The sequence below is a fragment of the Candidatus Zixiibacteriota bacterium genome (genome assembly GCA_020853795.1).
In the GTDB taxonomy this organism is placed as follows: Bacteria; Zixibacteria; MSB-5A5; order CAIYYT01; family CAIYYT01; genus JADJGC01.
Genome location: JADYYF010000107.1, coordinates 1 through 19,380 on the forward strand (window position 1 = coordinate 1; position 19,380 = coordinate 19,380).

General features: G+C 60.7%; 18 protein-coding genes. 3 read left to right on the forward strand and 15 right to left on the reverse strand.

Annotated elements, in window-relative coordinates; genetic code table 11:
* Window positions 1–225: 225 nt before the first annotated feature.
* Entirely contained in the window at window positions 226–417 is a 192-nt protein-coding gene (locus tag IT585_08130; GenBank protein ID MCC6963202.1) for a 50S ribosomal protein L28, read from the forward strand.
* Window positions 418–461: 44 nt separating this feature from the next.
* Here the strand turns inward: IT585_08130 and IT585_08135 are convergent, their stop codons facing one another.
* A complete protein-coding gene (locus tag IT585_08135) occupies window positions 462–1,442 on the reverse strand; it encodes a hypothetical protein (GenBank protein MCC6963203.1) in 981 nt (326 codons plus the stop codon).
* Window positions 1,443–1,774: 332 nt separating this feature from the next.
* Here IT585_08135 and IT585_08140 point away from each other — a divergent pair, with 332 nt between their 5' ends.
* A complete protein-coding gene (locus IT585_08140) occupies window positions 1,775–1,951 on the forward strand; it encodes a hypothetical protein (protein MCC6963204.1) in 177 nt (58 codons plus the stop codon).
* Between the two features lie 606 nt (window positions 1,952–2,557).
* Here IT585_08140 and ftsZ read toward each other — a convergent pair.
* From ftsZ to IT585_08210, 14 genes are read right to left on the reverse strand one after another with little or no spacing between them, the layout of a single operon-like run.
* Complete coding sequence (gene ftsZ / locus IT585_08145; protein MCC6963205.1) at window positions 2,558–3,739, reverse strand: cell division protein FtsZ; 1,182 nt, start codon at window positions 3,737–3,739, stop codon at window positions 2,558–2,560.
* A gap of 37 nt (window positions 3,740–3,776) precedes the next feature.
* Complete coding sequence (gene ftsA, locus IT585_08150) at window positions 3,777–5,006, reverse strand: cell division protein FtsA (protein ID MCC6963206.1); 1,230 nt, start codon at window positions 5,004–5,006, stop codon at window positions 3,777–3,779.
* Entirely contained in the window at window positions 4,996–5,715 is a 720-nt protein-coding gene (locus IT585_08155; protein MCC6963207.1) for a hypothetical protein, read from the reverse strand. Before IT585_08155 ends, ftsA begins: the two co-directional genes overlap by 11 nt.
* A complete protein-coding gene (locus IT585_08160; protein MCC6963208.1) occupies window positions 5,712–7,085 on the reverse strand; it encodes a UDP-N-acetylmuramate--L-alanine ligase in 1,374 nt (457 codons plus the stop codon). Before IT585_08160 ends, IT585_08155 begins: the two co-directional genes overlap by 4 nt.
* Window positions 7,082–8,167 carry an undecaprenyldiphospho-muramoylpentapeptide beta-N-acetylglucosaminyltransferase gene (gene murG, locus IT585_08165; protein MCC6963209.1) on the reverse strand — a complete coding sequence of 362 codons (1,086 nt, stop codon included), beginning with the start codon at window positions 8,165–8,167 and terminating at the stop codon, window positions 7,082–7,084. The genes IT585_08160 and murG overlap by 4 nt, the downstream gene beginning before the upstream one ends.
* A gap of 8 nt (window positions 8,168–8,175) precedes the next feature.
* Window positions 8,176–9,294: a putative lipid II flippase FtsW gene (gene ftsW, locus IT585_08170; protein ID MCC6963210.1), complete on the reverse strand. Its 1,119-nt coding sequence runs from the start codon at window positions 9,292–9,294 to the stop codon at window positions 8,176–8,178.
* Complete coding sequence (murD, locus tag IT585_08175) at window positions 9,291–10,649, reverse strand: UDP-N-acetylmuramoyl-L-alanine--D-glutamate ligase (protein MCC6963211.1); 1,359 nt, start codon at window positions 10,647–10,649, stop codon at window positions 9,291–9,293. Before murD ends, ftsW begins: the two co-directional genes overlap by 4 nt.
* Before the next feature lie 17 nt (window positions 10,650–10,666).
* Window positions 10,667–11,755: a phospho-N-acetylmuramoyl-pentapeptide-transferase gene (locus IT585_08180; protein ID MCC6963212.1), complete on the reverse strand. Its 1,089-nt coding sequence runs from the start codon at window positions 11,753–11,755 to the stop codon at window positions 10,667–10,669.
* The gene (gene murF / locus IT585_08185; protein ID MCC6963213.1) at window positions 11,755–13,152 is read right to left on the reverse strand and encodes a UDP-N-acetylmuramoyl-tripeptide--D-alanyl-D-alanine ligase; all 1,398 of its coding nucleotides are present in this window, start codon (window positions 13,150–13,152) and stop codon (window positions 11,755–11,757) included. Before murF ends, IT585_08180 begins: the two co-directional genes overlap by 1 nt.
* Complete coding sequence (locus IT585_08190; GenBank protein ID MCC6963214.1) at window positions 13,149–14,612, reverse strand: UDP-N-acetylmuramoyl-L-alanyl-D-glutamate--2,6-diaminopimelate ligase; 1,464 nt, start codon at window positions 14,610–14,612, stop codon at window positions 13,149–13,151. Before IT585_08190 ends, murF begins: the two co-directional genes overlap by 4 nt.
* An 11-nt stretch (window positions 14,613–14,623) precedes the next feature.
* Window positions 14,624–16,702 (reverse strand): PASTA domain-containing protein, encoded by a 2,079-nt coding sequence (locus IT585_08195; GenBank protein ID MCC6963215.1) that lies wholly within the window; start codon window positions 16,700–16,702, stop codon window positions 14,624–14,626.
* Window positions 16,699–17,151 (reverse strand): septum formation initiator family protein, encoded by a 453-nt coding sequence (locus IT585_08200; GenBank protein ID MCC6963216.1) that lies wholly within the window; start codon window positions 17,149–17,151, stop codon window positions 16,699–16,701. The genes IT585_08195 and IT585_08200 overlap by 4 nt, the downstream gene beginning before the upstream one ends.
* 54 nt (window positions 17,152–17,205) lie before the next feature.
* A complete protein-coding gene (gene rsmH, locus IT585_08205) occupies window positions 17,206–18,159 on the reverse strand; it encodes a 16S rRNA (cytosine(1402)-N(4))-methyltransferase RsmH (protein ID MCC6963217.1) in 954 nt (317 codons plus the stop codon).
* Entirely contained in the window at window positions 18,137–18,589 is a 453-nt protein-coding gene (locus IT585_08210) for a division/cell wall cluster transcriptional repressor MraZ (protein ID MCC6963218.1), read from the reverse strand. The genes rsmH and IT585_08210 overlap by 23 nt, the downstream gene beginning before the upstream one ends.
* A 269-nt stretch (window positions 18,590–18,858) precedes the next feature.
* Here IT585_08210 and IT585_08215 point away from each other — a divergent pair.
* The coding region (locus tag IT585_08215) for a hypothetical protein (protein ID MCC6963219.1) at window positions 18,859–19,380 on the forward strand (522 nt) is incomplete at its 3' end.

Genomic DNA, 19,380 nt, shown 5'->3' on the forward strand with positions numbered 1-19,380 from the left:
AGAGTACTTACGGTGTGCTCCTCGCGTTGCTTGAGCGCTTCTGGAGCCGACCAGGCCGGGGATATCCGGTCTAATTATCTGGGTCTCCCGGTCGCATCTATAATACGGTCGACTTTACGATCCGCAAAGGGTTTTTTAGGGGGAAGAAAATAAAGTTACGAGAGACTTGCATTGGCGGGAGGAATGCGTATAATGGTAGTCTAAGTTCTGCTGGAGGTATGAGAATTGTCGAGAGCTTGTGATATTTGCGGCAAGGGCCCAGTCTTCGGACACAACGTTTCGCACGCCCACAACCTGACCAATCGCCGCTTCAATGCCAACCTGAAATCGTTGCGCGCGCGCGTCGACGGCCGGGTCAAGACGGTGCGCGTCTGCACGCGCTGCATCAAGGCCGGCAAGGTCACCAAGGTCCACTAATCCGACTGTAAGCGATTAGACTGAATTGCAGCCGTCATAGGCAACTATGACGGCTTTTCATTTGTCCGTTTCCGCCACGCGACCGCTTCCTTGACCGCCCGGGGATAATCGCACATCAGCGGATCGGGAATCAGCTTTTCGTAAAGGGAGGCATATGCGGCGGCGTGGAACTGCTTGAGATCGTACAGCGGTTCCCGGCCGAGCACACGGGCGTTGAGATAGCGGCAGAGGCTTTCGTAAGCGGCGTACATCTCCTGCCAGTCGACCGTGGCGTCGGCTTGCAAGGTGCGGACGACATCGATCATCAAGTGGGTGCCGATTTCGTGTGAGATGAAATCAAGCGTCCAATTCAGTTCCTGACCCGACCAGAAGACGATGCGATCGTAGCCCATGGAATTGGCGTTGGGGCCGTTTTTCAGCGCGCTGCAGAGGATGATTTTGCAGCCGGGGGTGCGGAATTCGCGGCCGGTCAGGCGCTCCCACTCGCCGACGGTATCGCAGCCGACGAAGTGGGCGTTGATTTGCGTGGCGACAACCTGAATCAGGCGGCATTCGAGCGGCCAGACCTCAGACTGGTAGCGATTCCAGTTGTGATAGACAATATCGGCGTAGCGCTCGACGACGGGGAGTTCCCGGCGGCAGGCGATGATCTGTTCCGGATCAGGGGCAAACCAGGTGTCGCGCAGGTGCTGGCAGCGACGGTGGTAGCGCTGGAAGAGAGGTTCAGTCTCCCCGGTGCGCAAAGTATCGATGACCAAACGCAGGAGTTCGTCGACGGCGCCGCGACAGTCGAGGTCGAGCATGATCGGCATGAAGAGCGCGAAGTTGCACATCGGTCCGCCCTGACCGGCGCCGAAACGGAAGAGTTCACGGTGGTCGGTGATGAAGCGGCGGTCGTCGTCGTTGACCGTGGCGGCGTAGCGGTCGGCATAGTCGGAATCGTAACCGGCGCGGGCGACGGCGGGGAGGTGAAAGAGATAGTTGGGCACCAGCGCCACTTCGGCGGTGATCGGTTTGGTGGACATAATGATCCTCGTAGTGCGAATATAACATTCGTGGAGCGGGGATGGCAAGGGGAATGAGGGGGGAACTCGCCTTCCCCCCTGCCCCTTTCCCCGGGGAGGGGGTTGAGTGTCATTTCCGCTGAGGCGGGAATCGAGTTTGGCTGCTGCTATCGAGAGCAAGCAGGCGGGCGGCAGATTACAATCCCGCGCGGGATCAAGACCTGCCGCAACGGACCCTCACCCCCGGCCCCTCTCCCAAAAGGAGAGGGGAGGATTTTTCCACCCGTTGTCTGGTCGCAGGTGAATCTCGGAGCATCAAAACACCAAAGCCGTCAGGAGGGATCCCTGACGGCGTGATATCGGAGGCAGAACGCAATGTCTGCAACCGTCAGGAAGGGAATGCGGACGGCGCGGTCTCGAAGGCAGAACGCAGAATCCAAAGCCATCAGGAAGGGATTCCTGACGGCGCATTTGAGAAGGGGATTCCTGACGGCGTGCCTGACGGCGCGGTTTCGAAAGGCCTGCAGTAGCAGACAAGTTCGACGTCAGGATCACAGGGATGGACAAGTTATACGTCAGGATCACAGGGATCCTGACCTACAATGGGTTGACTGGATTGATCCGATAAGAATGCGCCCCGACTGATGGCAGTCGGGGCGGAACGTACGTAACCCAAGTTGTCGTGGTAGGTCGGTTTACGACATTAGCCCAGCCTTCAGTTTATCTTCGAGCCGACGCGACCTGAGAGAGTCGGCGGCAGAAACAATCTTGCGGTCGGCGCATGAGAAACCAAGACGCCTGCGGCAGCCGCCGGCGTGAGAATGACAAGCTGCTGACGCGCGGGAAAGACAAGCGACTGATGCGCGAGAAGGACAAAAGGCGAATTCGCGAGAAAGGCACGAAGCTGATGTGCGAGCCAGACGCAAAGCTGATGCGCCGGGATAACGAGAAATCAACGCACGGCAATCACGGGCAATCATGGCGAATTGTCCCATCGGTTGTTCGACTGAAGTCGAACCCACGACTGTGTACGTGGTCAGATTGCGTCGCGACGTGGCGCGTTGTTGCGCGCGCAGCAACAGCGCCAGGCGGTGGCGTTCGCACTGGGATAATTCCGGTCGCACGGTACCACTTCCCTACTTCACGCGGTTGCGGAGGAAGGCCGGGATTTCCAGGTCCTCCATGTCAACTTCTTCACCGACAGGTGCGGCAACAAAGTCATCGGACTTGATGTCGCCATCGATGCCGACGACCATCGGGCGCGATTGGCGCTCGACGGCTTTCTCGAAGAGGTCGACGGTTTCGACGTTGGTGCGTTCGAGGCGCTCGAGGCGTTCGAGCTTCTCGGCCAATTCACGCTTGGCGGTGCCGAAGCCGGTGGCAATCACGGTGACGCGAATTTCGTCATCGAGGGTCGGGTCGATCACCGCGCCGAAGATAATGTTGGCATCGGCGCCGGCGGCGTCATAGATCACGGTCGTGGCTTCGTTGACCTCGTAGAGGGTCATATCGGGGCCGCCGGTGATGTTCATCAACAGGCCCTTGGCGCCGGAGATGTTGACATCTTCGAGCAACGGCGAATTGATGGCCATGCGGGCGGCATTGGCGGCTTTGTTTTCGCCGCGGCCCCAGCCGGAGCCCATCATGGCGTCGCCCATTTCGAGCATGACGGTGCGGACATCGGCGAAGTCGCAATTAATCAAGCCGGGAACGGTGATCAGATCGGAGATGCCGCGGGTGGCGCGCAGGAGGACATCGTCGGCCATCAGGAAGGCCTCGGTCAGGCGGGTCGAGGGATCGACGACCTGCAGGAGGCGCTGGTTGGGGATGACGATGAGGGTATCGACGCGGGACTTGAGATCGTCGATGCCGCCGAGGGCGCGGTTCATGCGTTTGCGGCCCTCGAAGTCGAACGGTTTGGTGACGATGGCGACAGTCAGGGCGCCGAGTTCGCGGGCGATTTCGGCGACGGCGGGCGCGGCGCCGGTGCCGGTACCGCCGCCCATGCCGGCGGTAACGAAGACCAGATCGGCGCCGTCGAGCAGCCTGGCAACTTCCGCGCGGTCTTCCTCGATAGCCTGCTTGCCGATCTCGGGGCGCGCGCCGGCGCCGAGGCCGCGGGTCAGCGATTTGCCGATCTGGAAGCGTTGCTCGGCGCGGGAGAATTCGAGGGCCTGGGCGTCGGTGTTGATCGAGACGAATTCGACGCCGTTGAGTTTTTGATCAATCATCCGGTTGACGGCGTTGCCGCCGGCGCCCCCGACGCCGACCACCTTGATCTTGGCGCGGTCGGTGAAGTCCACAAGTTCAAACGTCATATTTCCTACCTCATCCTTGGGTTGTTGTTTTCAGACCTTAGAAGTTGAACAACGAATTGAAAGCCTTCTCCAGGCGCCCAAAGGCGCGATTAAAGACACCGGTTTCCTTCTTGCCCTTGTCGGGATGGTCGAGGCCATAGCGTACGAGGCCGAAGGCGGTCGAATACATCGGGTTGGTGACGATGTGCGACATGCCGCCGAAGCCGCGCGGAGTGCCGACGCGCACCGGCAGATCAAAAATTTGTTCGGCCAGCAGGTCGATGCCGCGCAGCATCGAGCCGCCGCCGGTCAGGACGATGCCGCCGGCGACGGACTGGTAGCAGTTGGTGCGCTTGAGTTCCAGCAGCACCATCTTGAAGATTTCTTCGACGCGGGGCTGGATGATGCTGGCCACAACGCCGAGCGAGACGTCGCGGGGCGGGCGCTCGCCGACGGAGGGGATGCTGATGACCTCATCGGCGTTGACGAGATTGGCCATGGCGGCGCCGAAGTCGAGCTTGATCTGCTCGGCGGTGTCGATCGGGGTGCGCAGGCCGATGGCGAGGTCATTGGTGATATTGCGGCCGCCGAGGCCGATGATCGCGGTGTGGCGCACCGAGGAGTCGGTGAAGAGGGCGATATCGGTGGTACCGCCGCCGAGGTCGATGAGGACGGTGCCGAGGTCCTTTTCGTCCTCATGGAGGACGCACATGGCGGAGGCCAGTGGCTGGAGCACGAGGTCGCGGACATCGTAGCCGGCGCGCTTGATCGACTTGTAGATGTTTTGCGCCGAGGTGGTCGCACCGGTGACGATATGGACTTCCGCCTCGAGACGCACGCCGGACATCCCGGTCGGGTCTTTGATACCGCCCTGGTCGTCGACGATGTACTCCTGCGGCAGGACGTGGATCACCTCGCGGTCGGCCGGAATCGCGAATGACTTGGCGGCCTCGATCACGCGGTGGACGTCGTACTCGGAGATTTCGTTGTCGGAGCGGCTGACGGCGATCACGCCCTTGGAGTTGATGCTCTTGATATGATCGCCGGCGATTCCGGCATAGACCGACTCGATATTGACGCCGGCCATTTCCTCGGCGGAGCTGACGGCGCGCTGGATGGAGCCGATCGTCTTTTCGAGGTTGACGACGACGCCTTTCTTAAGTCCTTCGGACGGAGCCGTACCGACACCGATGATTTCGTCATCACCTTCCGATACGGGCCGGCAGATGAGGGCGCAAATCTTGGTGGTGCCGATATCGAGTCCGCATACCACTCTTTCAGATCCCATGGTTCACCTCTCTATTCGTCATTCTTGATTTCATCACAGCGATATCCGCCAACCGGAGATCGATATCGATCCCGGGGTTCTTATTGGTCATGAGAATTTCTTCGAGTCGCGCGAGTTTGTCCTCGGTGTGTCCCCAGCCGAGATTCACGACAATCGAGCCGGGTTCGAAGATGAGCTTGAGTTCGCCGTCGGCCGCGACAACCTCGGAGAGTGCTTCAAATAGCTTCGGCTTCTGCGCCTGCATGGACTGAATCACTTCGATAACAGCGCGCAGGTCGGCGTGGTCGGTCTGCGAGAACGGGTACGGGCGTTCGAGTTTGATGCCGCGAACGATCGGCAGGTGGCGGCCGGAATCGTTGAGATTCGACGGAATCAACTCGCCGCGGTGGGTCAGGCCGTAGAGATCGTCAATGTAGATGTAGCTGACCGGCACCTTTTCGGTGACGGCAACAGTGACCTTGCCGTAGTGATCAGCTTTGGCGGCGACGCTCGCGATGTATTGGTGTTTCATCGCGGCGGACACGACCGCCTCGAAGTCGACCGCGAGGAGATTCTGGCCGACGGAAACCGGCAGATCGGCCGCAGTGAGTTTGTCGGAGCCGACCACCTGGACGTAGCTGACCTTGAGCAACGGATACGACTTGAGGCCATAACCGGCGCCGAGCAGCAACAGCGAGAAGAAGAAGAAGTAGGTGGCGAAGCGTCTCATCGGCCGATCGCCTCCAGGATTTTGGGCGCGGTGCGATAGATATCGCCCGCACCGATGGTGAAGACGACATCGCCGGATTGGGCATATTTGGCGACGATGCCGGGGATCTGGGCGACGTCTTCGACGTACTGAACGTTCTTGTGGCCGAAGCTGGCGGAGGCGTCGCTAATCATGCGCGCGGTCACGCCGGGAATCGGTTGTTCGCGCGCGGGGTAGATTTTAGCCAGGATCAGCATATCGCAAGTCAGCAGCGACTTGGCGAACTCCTCGTAGAAGTCCTTGGTGCGGCTGAACAGGTGCGGCTGGAAGATGACAATCAGGCGGTGCTTGAAGGCGATGCGCGCGGCCTGCAGGGTAACTTCGATCTCGGTCGGATGGTGGGCGTAGTCGTCGTAGACCTTGATGCCGTTCTTCTCGCCGATCAGGTCAAAGCGGCGGTTGACACCGCGGAAGTTCTCGAGGGCTTTCTTGATTGTCGCAAATGGAATGTCGGACTCGAGCGCGACGGAGATGGCGGCGAGGGCGTTTTTGACGTTGAAGACGCCGGGGCGCGGCAGCGCAATATCGCCGAGGTGCCGGTTGTGATGGTAGACGCTGAAGCGAATCGTGGTGCCCTCCTGATGCACGTTATCGGCGCGCAGGTCGGCTTGCGATTTGAGTCCGAAGGTGCGGATCGGGCGAATCAGATGCGGGATCAGGCTGACGAGATTGGACTCGTCGAGATTGAGATGAATCGTGCCATAGAAGGGCACTTTATTGGCGAATTGCGTAAAGGCAACCTTGATCTCGTCGAGGTCCTTGTAGTAGTCGAGATGGTCAGCCTCGAGCGTGGTCAGGACGGCGACGGAAGGGGTCAGCGACAAGAACGAGCGATCGTATTCGTCGGCCTCGGCGATCAACAGGTCGCCCTGGCCGAGCTTGACCGTAGTCTGGAAGGAAATGACGCGGCCGCCGACCATGACGGTCGGGTCGAGACCGGCCTCGACAAAGATGTGGCCGAGCATCGAGGTGGTGGTGGTTTTACCGTGGGTGCCGGCGACGCCGATGCCGAACTTGAGGCGCATCAGTTCGCCGAGCATTTCGGCGCGGCGGATGACCGGGATCTTGCGGCGGCGGGCCTCGATGATCTCCGGGTTGTCCTCGTGGACGGCGGAGGAGATCACGACGCAGTCGGCGTTATTGACGTTTTCGGTTCGGTGGCCCTCATAGACTTTGATGCCGAGTTGTTGCAGGTGCTCGGTGACCTCGGTCAACGCCATATCGGAGCCGGTGACGGCGTAGCCCTGGTTGTGCAAGACTTCGGCGATGCCGCACATGCCGATGCCGCCGATGCCGACGAAGTGCAGTTTCTTGATTTTTCCGAATTTCATCTCCACCCCATGTATTCAAAGATGCGCTGCACGATGGCTTCGGCCGCGCCTTTGCGACCGAGCGAGCCGGCGGCGCTGCTCATGGCGAACAGTTTGGCTTCGTCGCTGAAGAGTTGCTGCACAAGGCTGACCAGATTGAGGGCGGCGAGCTGGTCATCCTTGACCAGGATCGCGCCACCGGCCTCGACGAGAGTCTCGGCGTTTTTGGTCTGGTGGTCGTCGGTGGCGTGCGGATACGGCACCACGATCGACGGTTTGGCCGCGGCGGTGACCTCGGCGAGAGTGAGCGCGCCGGCGCGGCAGAGGATCAGGTCGGCACAGGCGTAAGCGGCGGGCATGTCCTCGACAAAGGCGAGGGCCTTCCCGGCGACGCCGCTGGAGTTGAAGCTCGCGATGCTGGCCGGATGATTACCGCACTGCCAGAGGAGCTGCAAATTCGCCAGGCGCTGGAAGTCGGGCAGCGAAGAAGTGATTTTCGCATTGATCGACGCGGCACCCTGACTGCCGCCGAGAATCAGCAAGGTCTGTTTGGTCGGATCGAGATTGAAGCGCGCCAGTGCCTGTTCGCGCTCGACGGTGCCGATCGCAGTGTTGACCGGGTTGCCGGAGAGGATGCACTTCTCGCGGAAGGCCAGTCGCGCGGCGGCTTGTTCGTACGCCAGAAAGATCAAGTCGGCGAAGCGGGAGAGCTGGCGCGTGGCGACGCCGGCGAAGGAGTTCTGTTCCTGAATAAAGGCCGGGCGGCGTGTGATCTTGGCGCCGAGGACAGCGGGAAACGACAGGTAACCGCCGGTGCCGACAACGAGGTCGGGGTTGAAGGCGATGATTTTGGCGATGGCCTGCGCGATGCCGAGCGAGAGGATCGGGAGGAAGAGCGCATTGCCGACGAGCGAGCCGCGCTTGAGGCCGCGGACGTTGATCCTGGTCATACCATAGCCGCGGCCGCCGATGAGTTTGCGTTCGAGGTCGCGACCGGTGATGAAGAAGCGAATCTGGCAGTTGCTGCCGAGGCGGCGCTGGAATTCATCAGCAATCGCGAAGGCGGGAAACAAATGCCCGCCGGTGCCACCGCCGGCAAACATGATCTTCCTCACTTGACCCCCGAGCGAAACAGTTGCGGGGTGGCAACGGTGTAGCGGCTGACGTTGAGCAGGATGCCGACGGCGATGCAGGAAAACAGCATCGAGGAACCGCCGTAACTCAGGAACGGCAGCGGCAGGCCGGTGGCGGGGATCATCGCGGTGGCGACCAGCAGATTGGTCGCAGCCTGGCAGAAGATCACCAGCGTGATGCCGAGCGCCAGATAGAAGCCGGTGAGATCGGCCGAGTGAATGGCGATGCGAATACCGCGCCAGACCAGGATACCAAAGAGGATCAGCACAACGGTGGCAACGATGAAGCCGCCCTCTTCGGCGAGGGTGGCAAAGATGAAGTCGGTATGAGGCGCGGGCAGATAGAAGAGCTTAGCGCTGCCGCGGCCGAGACCCTTGCCGAAAAGTCCGCCGGAGCCGATGGCGAGGATCGACTGCTTGACCTGATAACTGGCAAGCAGCGGATCGGAGACCGAGTCGAGGTAGGTATCGACGCGGGCACGTTTGTAACCGATGACATAGACCATGATGAAGGCAACGGCGGCCATGCTGCCGAGAAAGAGCGCCAGCAGGCGTTGGCGAATGCCGGCGACGAAGAGCAGGATAAAGGTGACGGCAGCGAGGACGAGCACGGTGCCGAGGTTCGGCTGGAGGAGGATCAGTCCGAAGCCGACGGCGAGCACCGGGAAGAGCGGGAAGAACATCGACGAGAATTGCTGGATCTTGTCGCGTTTCACGGTCAGCAGCGCGGCCATGAAGATGATGACGACGTACTTGAAGACCTCGGAGGGTTGGAACTTGAAGAAGCCGAGGTCGATCCAGCGCCGGGCGCCGTTGATATCGCGGGTGAAGAGCACGACGATGAGCAGCGCGAGCGCGACGGCCAGCAGCGGCCAGGCGAGATTGCAGAGGGCGCGGTAATTGAGACGGGCGGCGACGAAGAGCGCCGTCGCCGAAAGTCCGAGCCAGATCAGTTGGCGCTGGAAGAAAAAGGTGTCGTTGCCGTAGCGGGTGCCGGCGAACATGGCCGAGGCGGAGTAGACGATCACGGTGCCGATCAGGAGCAGCAAGCCGACGACGACGATCAAGGTCTTGTCGAGTTCACGCGGTTTGTTCATCGCGACTTCCCTGCCGCCAATTGGGCGACGGCGAGTTTGAATTTGTCGCCGCGATCTTCGAAATCGCGGAATTGATCGAAGGAGGCGCAGCCGGGCGAGAGCAAGACGACGTCGCCGGCAACGGCCATGGCCGCGGCCTGGTCGACGGCAGCATTGATGTCGGCGGCCCGGCGCATGGGTACGACCCCCTGCAGTTGGGATTCGATGATCGGGGTTGCCTCGCCGATCAGGATGACCGTCTTGACGTGAGCGCGCAGCAGCGGCGCGAGGGTGGTGAAAGCGCCGCCCTTGTCGCGGCCGCCCATGATCACGATCAGCGGACGGGTGAACGACTGCAACGCGACGGTGACGGAGTCGACGTTGGTGGCCTTGGAATCGTTGACGTAGCGGACGCCGTTGATCTCGGCGACGAATTCGATGCGATGGGCGATGCCTTTAAAGCTGCGCAGGCCGGCGGCGATCTGCTCGGGGGCGAGTCCGAGGGAGAGCATCATGGTCGCGGCGGCGGCGGCATTGGCGACATTGTGAGGGCCGGGGATGCCGAGATCGCGCGTGGGGCAGATCATCCCTGATCTGCCCCCGAGCGCGTACACAAGCGCGTCATCCTTGACAAAGACGCCAGCGGCGATCGACCGACGGGTCGAGAACTGCAAAATCGTGGGACGGCCAAAGAATTTGGCATCGCGGAGAACGTCATCATCGGCATTCAGCACGAGGAAATCATCGGGCTCCATGGCATCGGCGATGCGCAGTTTGGCTTCGATATAAGCGGACATTTCTTTATAGCGGTCGAGATGGTCGGGCGTGATGTTGAGCAGGGCCGCGACTTTGGGGCGGAACGTCTCGATGCGTTCCAACTGGAAGCTGGAGACCTCGACGACGGCATAATCGGCGGCGGTCAGCGCGAGAACATCTTGCGCAAAGGGCGAGCCGATGTTGCCGGTAGCGACGGCGCGTTTGCCGGCGGTGGTGAGCAGATGCGCAGCCAGAGCGGTGGTGGTCGATTTGCCGTTGGTCCCGCTGACAGCGGCAATAGTGGCCGGACAGAGCCAGGAAGTGACCTCAATTTCGGAGAAGACCGGCAGGTGACGGCGCTCGATGTCGAGCAGGAACGGCGCGGTCGCCGGGATGCCGGGGGAGATCACGAAGAAGTCGACATCGGCGAGGGCGCGGTCGGTATGGCCGCCGGTTTCGAAGGCGATGCCCTCCAGTTCGAGTCGTTGCGCCTGGGCCGCGACCTGCTCGCGCGGTTTCATTTCGGAGACGAAGGGGATGCCGCCATAGTGTTTGATCAGCGAGGCGACGGCGGTTCCGGAGCGCGCCATACCGAGAATTGAAATTCGCTTGCCTTGCACCAGATCGATCCTCATCGCTACCTGATCTTGAAAGTGGAAAGCGTCAGGAGGGCCAGCAGGACGCCGACGATCCAGAAGCGCACGACCACCTTGCTTTCGTGCCAGCCGATTAGTTCGAAGTGATGATGGAGGGGAGCCATTTTGAAGATCCGCTTTCCCCGCAATTTGAAAGAGGACACTTGCAAGATGACTGAGAGTGCCTCAGCCACAAAGACTCCCCCTACGATCACCAACAGAATTTCTTTTTTCAGAAGGATGGCGAGGGCGCCGAGAATTCCGCCGAGCGCCAGCGCGCCGGTATCGCCCATGAAGACCTGCGCCGGATGGGTGTTGTACCACAGAAAGCCGAGGCCGGCACCGATCGCGGCGGAGCAGAAGACGGTCAATTCGCCGGCGCCGGGCAGATAGACGATATCGAGATAATCGGAAAAGTCGGTACGGCCGGTGATATAGGCCATGCCGGCGAAGGCGACGAAGCAGATGGTCGTCAGGCCGATGGCGAGGCCGTCGAGGCCGTCGGTCAGGTTCACCGCGTTCGAGGAGCCGGTGATGACGATGACGACAAACGGGATGAAAAGCGCAAACGGGAAGACGAGGTGATAATTCTTGAAGAACGGGATATCGGTGGTCATGTCGAAGGTCGGCGTCGGCGGCAGGTAGTAAAGCAGACAGGCCAGGAGAACGCCGATGGAGATTTGGCCGACGAGTTTCTTGCGGCCGACGAGACCCTTCTTCTGATGCTTGATGGCCTTGAGGTAGTCGTCCATGAAGCCGATCGCGCCGACCCAGACGGTGACCAGCAGCATATAGAGCACGAAGCGATTGGTCAGGTCGGCCCAGAGAAAGGTCGGGATCACGATGGCAGCAAGGATGATCAGGCCGCCCATAGTCGGGGTGCCTTCCTTGGAGAGGTGCGACTGCGGGCCGTCGGTGCGAATGCTCTCTTTGACCTGGTTGCGCTTGAGCATCCGAATCAGCGCGGGGCCAAGGATCAGGCTGATGAAGAGCGCGGTGACGGTCGCCATCGCCGAACGGAAAGTGATGTAGCGAAAGATGTTGAAAAAGTTGATATGGTCGACGAGCGGGTACAGTAGCAAATAGAACATCAGTTGCTCCGTCCCCAGGTCGCTTTGAGGCCTTGTTCAACGATTTCGAGTTTGAGTCCGCGCGAGGCTTTCAGCAGCAACAGATCGCCGGAGCGCAGGTAAGCGGACAGCATTTGCACGGCATCATCGTGAGTGGCCGCGATCGCAATGGCGTCGGCGTCCATGCCACGGCGGATGGCAGCGTCGCGGACGAGCTGGGCAAATTCACCGAGCAGGATCAGGCGGTCGACGCGCGACTCGGCGAGTTTGCGGCCGAGGTCGGCATGGAATTCCGGCGCCTGTTCGCCCAGTTCGAGCATATCGCCGAAGACGACGACGCGACGGCCGCGGACCTGCATGGCGGCGATGGTGTCAAGGGCGCCCTTGGCGGAGACGGGATTGGAGTTGTAAGCGTCATTGATAATCGTCAGGCCGTGGAAGTCCTCGGCGGTCATGCGATTGCCGGCAGGGACGAACTTTTCGATGCGCTCCTTGACGGCGGCAAAGGGAACGTCGAAGATGCGTGCCACGGCGATGGCGGCCAGACAGTTGGTGACGTGATGTACGCCGAGTACCGGCAGGATAATTTCCTGACCGGCATACACAAGATGGCCGTGGCCGGAGCCGTTCATGAAGACGCGCTCGGCGCGCACATCGCCTTCGGTGTTCGCGGCGAAAGTAAGCTTCTGAACGCGGTAGCGATAGGAGCGCGAGCGGACGTTGGGGTCGTCGAAATTCAGCACCGCCCAGTCGGATTCACTGCTGTTGTGGAGCAATTCGAATTTGGCTTCGGCGATGGCGTCGATCGTTTTCATCGTTTCCAGATGAGCCGGGCCGATATTGAGGATGACGCGGACATCGGGATCGTACAGCTCGACGAGATTCTTGATCTCTCCGGGGGTGGACATGCCGAACTCGAAGACGGCAATTTCGCAATTGCGATCGAACTCGAAAATCGAGAGCGGCACGCCAAACTGGTTATTGAGGTTGCCTCTGGACGCGCAGACCCGGTACTTCGCGCCGAGCACGCCGGCGATCAGGTTCTTGCAAGTGGTTTTGCCGTTGGTGCCGGTAACGGCGACTTTGCGCGGATCTAAAATCCGCAGGTAGCTCTGTGCCAATTGCTGCAACGCGGCGAGGGTGTCATCGACGCCGACGACGACGGTTTCCGGCAATGCCGAGAACTCGGCGAAGCGGGACTTGTTAACGATGACGATCGGCGAACCGGCGGCGACAGCGGCCTTGACAAAGTTGTGGCCATCCTGATTTTCGCCAACGATGGCGACGAAGATGGAGCCCGGCAGCGGTTGGCGGCTGTCGATGGTGACGCCGGTGAAGGAGGTGTCGAGCACGGCATCCGACTGCAAAAACGGCCGGCCGAAGGCGGCGGCGAATTCGCGCAAAGTGCCGGAGATCATGCCGTCCTCCCGCGCAGGATTTCTTCGACGATTTCGCGATCGTCGAAGTGGATTTTGTGCGTACCGAGGATCTGGTAGTTCTCGTGGCCTTTGCCGGCGATCACGAGCAGATCGTCGGGACGGCAGAGCGCCAGGGCTTCGGCGATTGCGGCACGACGGTCAGGCTGGATCACGGTTTCTTTCGAGCGATCGAGGCCCGGCTTGATTTCTGCGATGATGGCCAGCGGATCCTCGGTGCGCGGATTGTCGGAAGTGACAATGACGACATCGGCGCGCGTGGAGACGGCCTGAGCCATCAGCGGGCGTTTGGTGCGGTCGCGGTCGCCGCCACAGCCGAAGAGGACGAGCAGGCGGCCCTTGCAGATCTGGCGCGCGGTATCGAGAATCTTGGCGAGCGCATCGGGCGTATGGGCATAGTCGATCAGGACGGTGAACGGCTGGCCGACATCAACCTTGTGCGCGCGGCCGTTGACGAATTCGCGCTCTTCGAGGCCGCGGGCGATGGTCAGGGGATCGAGGCCGAGCGCCAGGGCGCAGGCGGAAGCGCAGAGGGCGTTCTCGACATTGAAGCGGCCAAGCAGCTTGAGATTGACGCGTTCCTTGCCCAGCGGCGTGACGAGCGTGAAGCTCGAGCCGGAGGTGGACATAATCAGGTCTTCGAGGCGCACGTCGGCCCGGCGATTTTCGAAGGAGAAGCTGAGGGATGAGGAGCGGACGCGTTTCTCCAGATACTCGAAGCTGGGATCGTCGCGGTTGAGCACGGCCCACTTGGCAGCGCCCTCGACGAGGTCGAGCAAGCGCGCCTTGGCGTCGCGATAATTCTCGAAGGTCTTGTGATAGTCAAAATGGTCCTGAGTGATGTTGCAGATCGCGGCGACCTGGAATTCGAGTTCGTCGACGCGGTTCATCGAGAGCGCGTGGGAGGAGACCTCCATGGCGACGTAGCGAACGCCCTCGTTGTGCATGATCGTCAGCAGGCGCTCGAGATCCAGCGGGCCGGGGGTGGTATTGACCGGGTCAAAGACGTGTTCGGCGGTGAAGTAGCCGAGGGTGCCGATGACGCCGACCGGTTTGCCGCGCTGTTCGAGGATCGACTTGAGCAGCCAGGTGATGGTGGTTTTGCCGTTGGTGCCGGTAACGACGACGAGTTTGAGTTTACGGCTCGGATAGTCGTAGTAGCGGGCGGCAATGCGGGCGACGGCACGGCGGATATCGCCGACGATACCGACGACGCGCAGCGGCGTCGCGACGGCGACGGGTGCGACGACGGCGACAGCACCGCGATGGGCGGCATCGGCGACGTACTTGAGGCCGTCATCGGCGAAACCGGGAATGGCGACGAAGAGATCGTCAGTGGTGATCAGGCGGCTGTCGACTTCGACCTTATTGATGGTCACAGTCGGGTCGCCGGTAATCTTGATGTCCTCCACGCGTTCGACGAGTTCGCCAAAAGTGACCATGCGTACCTGCCCTAATCCACGCTGCAAATGAGTTTGAGGCTGCGGGTGGCAGCCGGGGTTTCGGGGACAATCTCCACGACTTGCTTGACGAAGCCGGAGCCTTCGACGGAGAAGCTATAGCCCCAATCCTTGAGGCGCGCGATGGCATTGCGCACGGAAAGGCCGACGAGGCCGGCAAATTCGCCGGTCGAGTCGGGTTCGGCGCCGGTGAGGTGGATGATGAGGCGTTCGCCTTCGAGCAAGGTGGTGCCGCCTTCGGGCACCTGCAGGGCGATGATGTCGCCAGTGGAAACGAAGGAGACATCGAGCGCGATGGTATCGAGGAGTTCTTTGACAGTCGATAGGGTGTGTCCCTGCAGATCGGGGACGCGGATTTTGCGCGGCGCGAACTTTTCCTGCTGCTGCGCGAAGAGCGCGGAGGGAGCAATCTTCTCCTTGGTGGAGATACGCTCGGCGATGCGGCGGAAGATGCGGCCGGAGGTCATGCCGGCGTAGTGGACCGGCTGGGGGTCGTCGAGGACGATAACGCCGACGGCGACGGGGTTGTCCGCCGGGAAGAAGCCGGCGAAGGTGGAGATGTAGCGATTGTCGAAATAGCCACCAGTCTCGAAGTTGACCTTCTGGGCGGTGCCGGTTTTGCCGGCAAAGGTGACGACTTTGGATTTGCTGTACTTGGCCGTGCCGGTGTCGACAACGTCGCGCATGAACCGGCGCATGGTGGCACTAGTTTCGGGCGACAGCAGCGTGCGGACGCGTGTCGGCGAGCGTTTATCGACGATTGTGCCGTCGGGGGCGGTGACCTGCTGGATCAGATAAGGCTGATAGAGGCTACCGTCGGAGGCAACAACGTTGAAGGCGGCGGCAAGCTGCAGAGCGGTGGTGCCGAGGCCGTGACCCATCGCGAGCTGGGCAGTCCAGAATTCGGACCATTTGCGCGGTTCGCGCAGCATGCCGGGCATTTCGCCGGGGACATCGATACCGGTGCGCATGCCGAAGCCGAAATACTTGGCATACTTGTAGAGCATCTGCGGACCGAGTTTGCAGGCGACGCGGGCGGTGCCGATGTTGGAGGAGTAGACGAAGACATCGTGCACCGGCAGAGCACCCCAATTCTTGTCGTCGTGGAGCCACTTACTGCCGAAGAGCGCTTTGCCGCCGCCGCAGTTGAAGATGTCGGTCGGATGGACAGTGCCCTCTTCGAGTGCGCCGGCGATGGCGACCAGTTTGTAGACCGAGCCGGGCTCGAAGACATCGGCGATGACTTCGTTTTTCTGCGAGGCGCCGGATTTGGAATAGGGATAGTAGGATGCCATGGCGAGGACGGCGCCATCATTCGGCTTGATGAAGACGGCCATGCCGGATTGCGCGGAGAAAGTGTCGACACCACGCTTGAGTTCTTCCTCGACGATGGCTTGCCAATCCAGATCGATGGTGAGTTGGACGTCGTTGCCGTTGTGGGGATCGACGAGATCCTTGCCGGCGACACGATAGATATTGCCGACGGCGTCGCGTTCGACGCGGGATTTACCGGGGGTGCCGACGAGGACGTCGTTAAGGGCGAGTTCGAGGCCGGAGATGCCGCGGTTATCGGTATCGACAGCGCCGAGGAGGTCGCGGCCGAGTGCCTCGCGGGGATAGGAGCGCTGCATCTCGCGCTGGCTGAAGAGGCCGGGGAGGTTGCGTTCGGCGATGGCATCGGCCTTCTCGGCGTCGACCTGGCGGCAGAGCCAGGTGAACTGCTCGGTGCGGCTCTTCAGCTTGTCGCGCAGCGTCGAGCGGGAGACACCCATATAGGGGGCGATGAAATTGGCAATCTCGACGGCATCGTGTTCGGTCTGGGGATAAGCGAAGAAGGAGCGGCGGGCGACGTTACCGGCGAGGGTGCGGCCCTGGGCATCGAGAATACGGCCGCGCTCGGCGGGGACTTCGATTTCACCCTTGCTCTGCGAGTCGGCGATGCGGCGGTACTGGTCGCCGCGAACCAGCTGGATATTGATCAACCGGCCGATGATCGCCAGCCAGACGAACGAGACAACGATGATGAGAGTGTAAACGCGACCGCGCGAGATAAAGAAGCCGCTCCCCGTCATACTCTGCCCTTTGAGCTTCCCTTCTTCTTAGCCGTGGATTTATTGACCGGAGATTTGTGGACGGACGATTTGCCGGCGGCAGACTTGACGGAATCGGGTTTCGGCGCGCTCGCCGCCGGCTGGGCGGCCCTGGGCAGCGTAAACTTGACAAGCTGCGCTTCCTGTTGCGAGATCATGGCGAGGTCGTGGCGCGCGATGCGTTCGATATTTTCGAGCGAAGAGAGATATTCGACTTCGTATTGGAGGGACTGGCATTTTTCCTTGAGCAGCCGAACCGTCGCCTTGCGGTCGGAGTGTTCTTCAGCGAGTTCGAGAGTGCGGACGCGCTGCCAGACGAAGAGGTAGGCGAAGACGAGAATGAGCGTGAGCAGTCCGAAGAAGGCGACGACGCGGCGGCGCTTCTGATTCTTCTGGAGAGCTTTCTGTTCCGACCAAACTGACTTACGCATCCCTGCAACCAGTGTGAGGCGGTCCACCGGTCCGTGGCGGACCGCCTCACGTCCTCAAGAGGTAACTAACTTCATCGCAGCCCGAAGGCGGGCACTACGCGAACGCGGATTCGAGTGTATTTCAGCCGCGCCCGGTTTGACAGCCTTGCGCGTAATCCGTTGCAACGTGGGTTGGCGCCCGCAGGCGCAGACCGGCAGCGCGGGCGGGCAGACGCAGGGATGTTCCTGCGTCGCGAAGAATAGTTTGACGGCGCGGTCTTCCAACGAGTGGAAGCTGATGACTGCGAGTACGCCCTGCGGGCGGAGATAATCGACGATTTTCGGCAGCACGGTATCGAGCTGGGCGAGTTCGTCGTTGATCCAGATGCGGAGCGCCTGCCAGATCTGCGAGAAGAACTGCTTGGTTTTCTCGCGACGGGCCAGCGGCTGTACCGCGGCGACGAGATCGGCGACGGTGAGCAGGCGACCGGCCTTGGCGGCCTGGCTGATGGCGGCGGCGACGCGGCGCGGCTGCGCGATTTCGCCGTATTCGGCGAGAATGCGCGAGAGTTCGTGCGAATCAGTCTGACGCAGACGCTGATGGGCTGGAATGCCGGCAGAGGCATCGAAGCGCAGATCGAGCGGATCGGCGAGCGCCTGATGTGCGAAGCCGCGGCCGGATTGTTCCAACTGCAGCGACGAGAGGCCTAAATCGAGCAAGGCGAAATCCACGGTCCCCTTCGCAGTCGGCGGCAGGTGCAGATCGAAGTTGGCGTAGGAGTCGTGCACCAGCGTGACCTGATGATTATACACCTGAAGGCGAGTGCGGGCGATGTTCACCGCGTCGATGTCCCTGTCAAAACCGATCAAACGTGCGTCCTTTCGCAAACGAGCAAGTATGGCTTCCGCGTGCCCGGCGGCGCCGACGGTGAGGTCGATCACCAGGCGCGCGTCGGCAGGAACTAAACTCAGGACTTCGTGAAGGAGAACCGGCGTGTGCGCCGCGCTATGAGCCGAGTCCGAACAGATTCTCGACGACCTCTTCCGCGCTCATATCGAACGACTGCTGGTAAGTGTTGAATTGGTCCTCGTTCCAGAGTTCGATTTTTTCTCCGACGCCGAGGATCAAGACTTTGTCGGTGATTCGGGCACTATCGAGCAAGTGCCGCGGAATCGCGATCCGACCTTGAGTATCCGGTACGCCTTCTGCCGAGTTGGGGTGGATATAGCGCTTCAGGAAGCGCGCTTTCCGGGCATCGATCGGTTGCTTGGAGGTCATTTGTTCCGAGACGCGCTTGTATTCGGCCTCGGAATAGAGGTCGAGGCAGCCATCGAAGCCGATGCGGACGATGAACTTTTCCGACCCTTGCTGGGCGGCGATGGCTCGAAGTTTCGCCGGGATGGCGATTCTGCCCTTGCCGTCTACCGAAACGGTATAACGCCCTGTAAAATTAGACACTTACGACCTACCAGAACCGGGGTTACCCTAAATTCCCCACTCTTCCCCCAAGTTCAACACTTTTGAGGTATAAGTCAAGGCAAAAATCAGGAAAAAAACACGAAATTGTAAGCTCCCCATAACTATAGGGCTAGGCCAATGTCTGGATGAGCCGGAAATGGACGAAAACGGGAGTGTCTCAGACTGATACAACAAAAATCGTCGTAATGTGATTTATTACAATGATTTGCAAAGATGGCGTATGCATCGGTTGTCGGCATGTCGGTTGCGTGAATAAGGAGTGGCAAAACGAAGTTAACAGGCGCATCGAGATGAGTATTCGTAGCATAAGCTCAATTATAGCGTTGTTGGCCATGATGTTAGTGGCCTTCAACGGCGATGCGGCCAATAGCGTGTTGCTGAGCTTCTCAGATCTGGAACTGTTGGCAAGTCCGACGAATGCCACTTTGGGGAGCGAGACTCAAGCTGTTGATAATAAATACGTTATCAGTGAACGCGGGTTACCGGTCTTTTTGCTGCGGCTGGTGGTGAAAGGTGGGGAGATTGATTCAGTAATGGCCGACCGGTGGGGAGTCGCTGAGATTCTGAAGTCACAATCGGCCCAGAAGTGGGACAAGATTGCGACCTTCGCGGGGGATGTCCTGCGGGCTGAAGACTTCTATGAGAATGAGCTGAAACGACTTGAGGGCGCCGCTGAGCAGTCGGCGGCGGCGTGGATTGTTGACCGCGGGCGCTGGAATGGGATGGAGATCGTGACGGTGGCGGTGTCGCCGTATGACGAGATTGACGAG

Bases quoted from the DNA above. Each gene is read 5' to 3' on its own strand.
- IT585_08195 (MCC6963215.1), bottom strand. From the start codon at position 16,702: ATGACGGGGAGCGGCTTCTTTATCTCGCGCGGTCGCGTTTACACTCTC.
- IT585_08135 (MCC6963203.1), bottom strand. From the start codon at position 1,442: ATGTCCACCAAACCGATCACCGCCGAAGTGGCGCTGGTGCCCAACTAT.
- IT585_08190 (MCC6963214.1), bottom strand. From the start codon at position 14,612: ATGGTCACTTTTGGCGAACTCGTCGAACGCGTGGAGGACATCAAGATT.
- IT585_08155 (MCC6963207.1), bottom strand. From the start codon at position 5,715: ATGAGACGCTTCGCCACCTACTTCTTCTTCTTCTCGCTGTTGCTGCTC.
- IT585_08200 (MCC6963216.1), bottom strand. From the start codon at position 17,151: ATGCGTAAGTCAGTTTGGTCGGAACAGAAAGCTCTCCAGAAGAATCAG.
- murF (MCC6963213.1), bottom strand. From the start codon at position 13,152: ATGATCTCCGGCACTTTGCGCGAATTCGCCGCCGCCTTCGGCCGGCCG.
- ftsZ (MCC6963205.1), bottom strand. From the start codon at position 3,739: ATGACGTTTGAACTTGTGGACTTCACCGACCGCGCCAAGATCAAGGTG.
- ftsA (MCC6963206.1), bottom strand. From the start codon at position 5,006: ATGGGATCTGAAAGAGTGGTATGCGGACTCGATATCGGCACCACCAAG.
- ftsW (MCC6963210.1), bottom strand. From the start codon at position 9,294: ATGAACAAACCGCGTGAACTCGACAAGACCTTGATCGTCGTCGTCGGC.
- IT585_08180 (MCC6963212.1), bottom strand. From the start codon at position 11,755: ATGTTCTATTTGCTACTGTACCCGCTCGTCGACCATATCAACTTTTTC.
- IT585_08160 (MCC6963208.1), bottom strand. From the start codon at position 7,085: ATGAAATTCGGAAAAATCAAGAAACTGCACTTCGTCGGCATCGGCGGC.
- murG (MCC6963209.1), bottom strand. From the start codon at position 8,167: ATGTTTGCCGGCGGTGGCACCGGCGGGCATTTGTTTCCCGCCTTCGCG.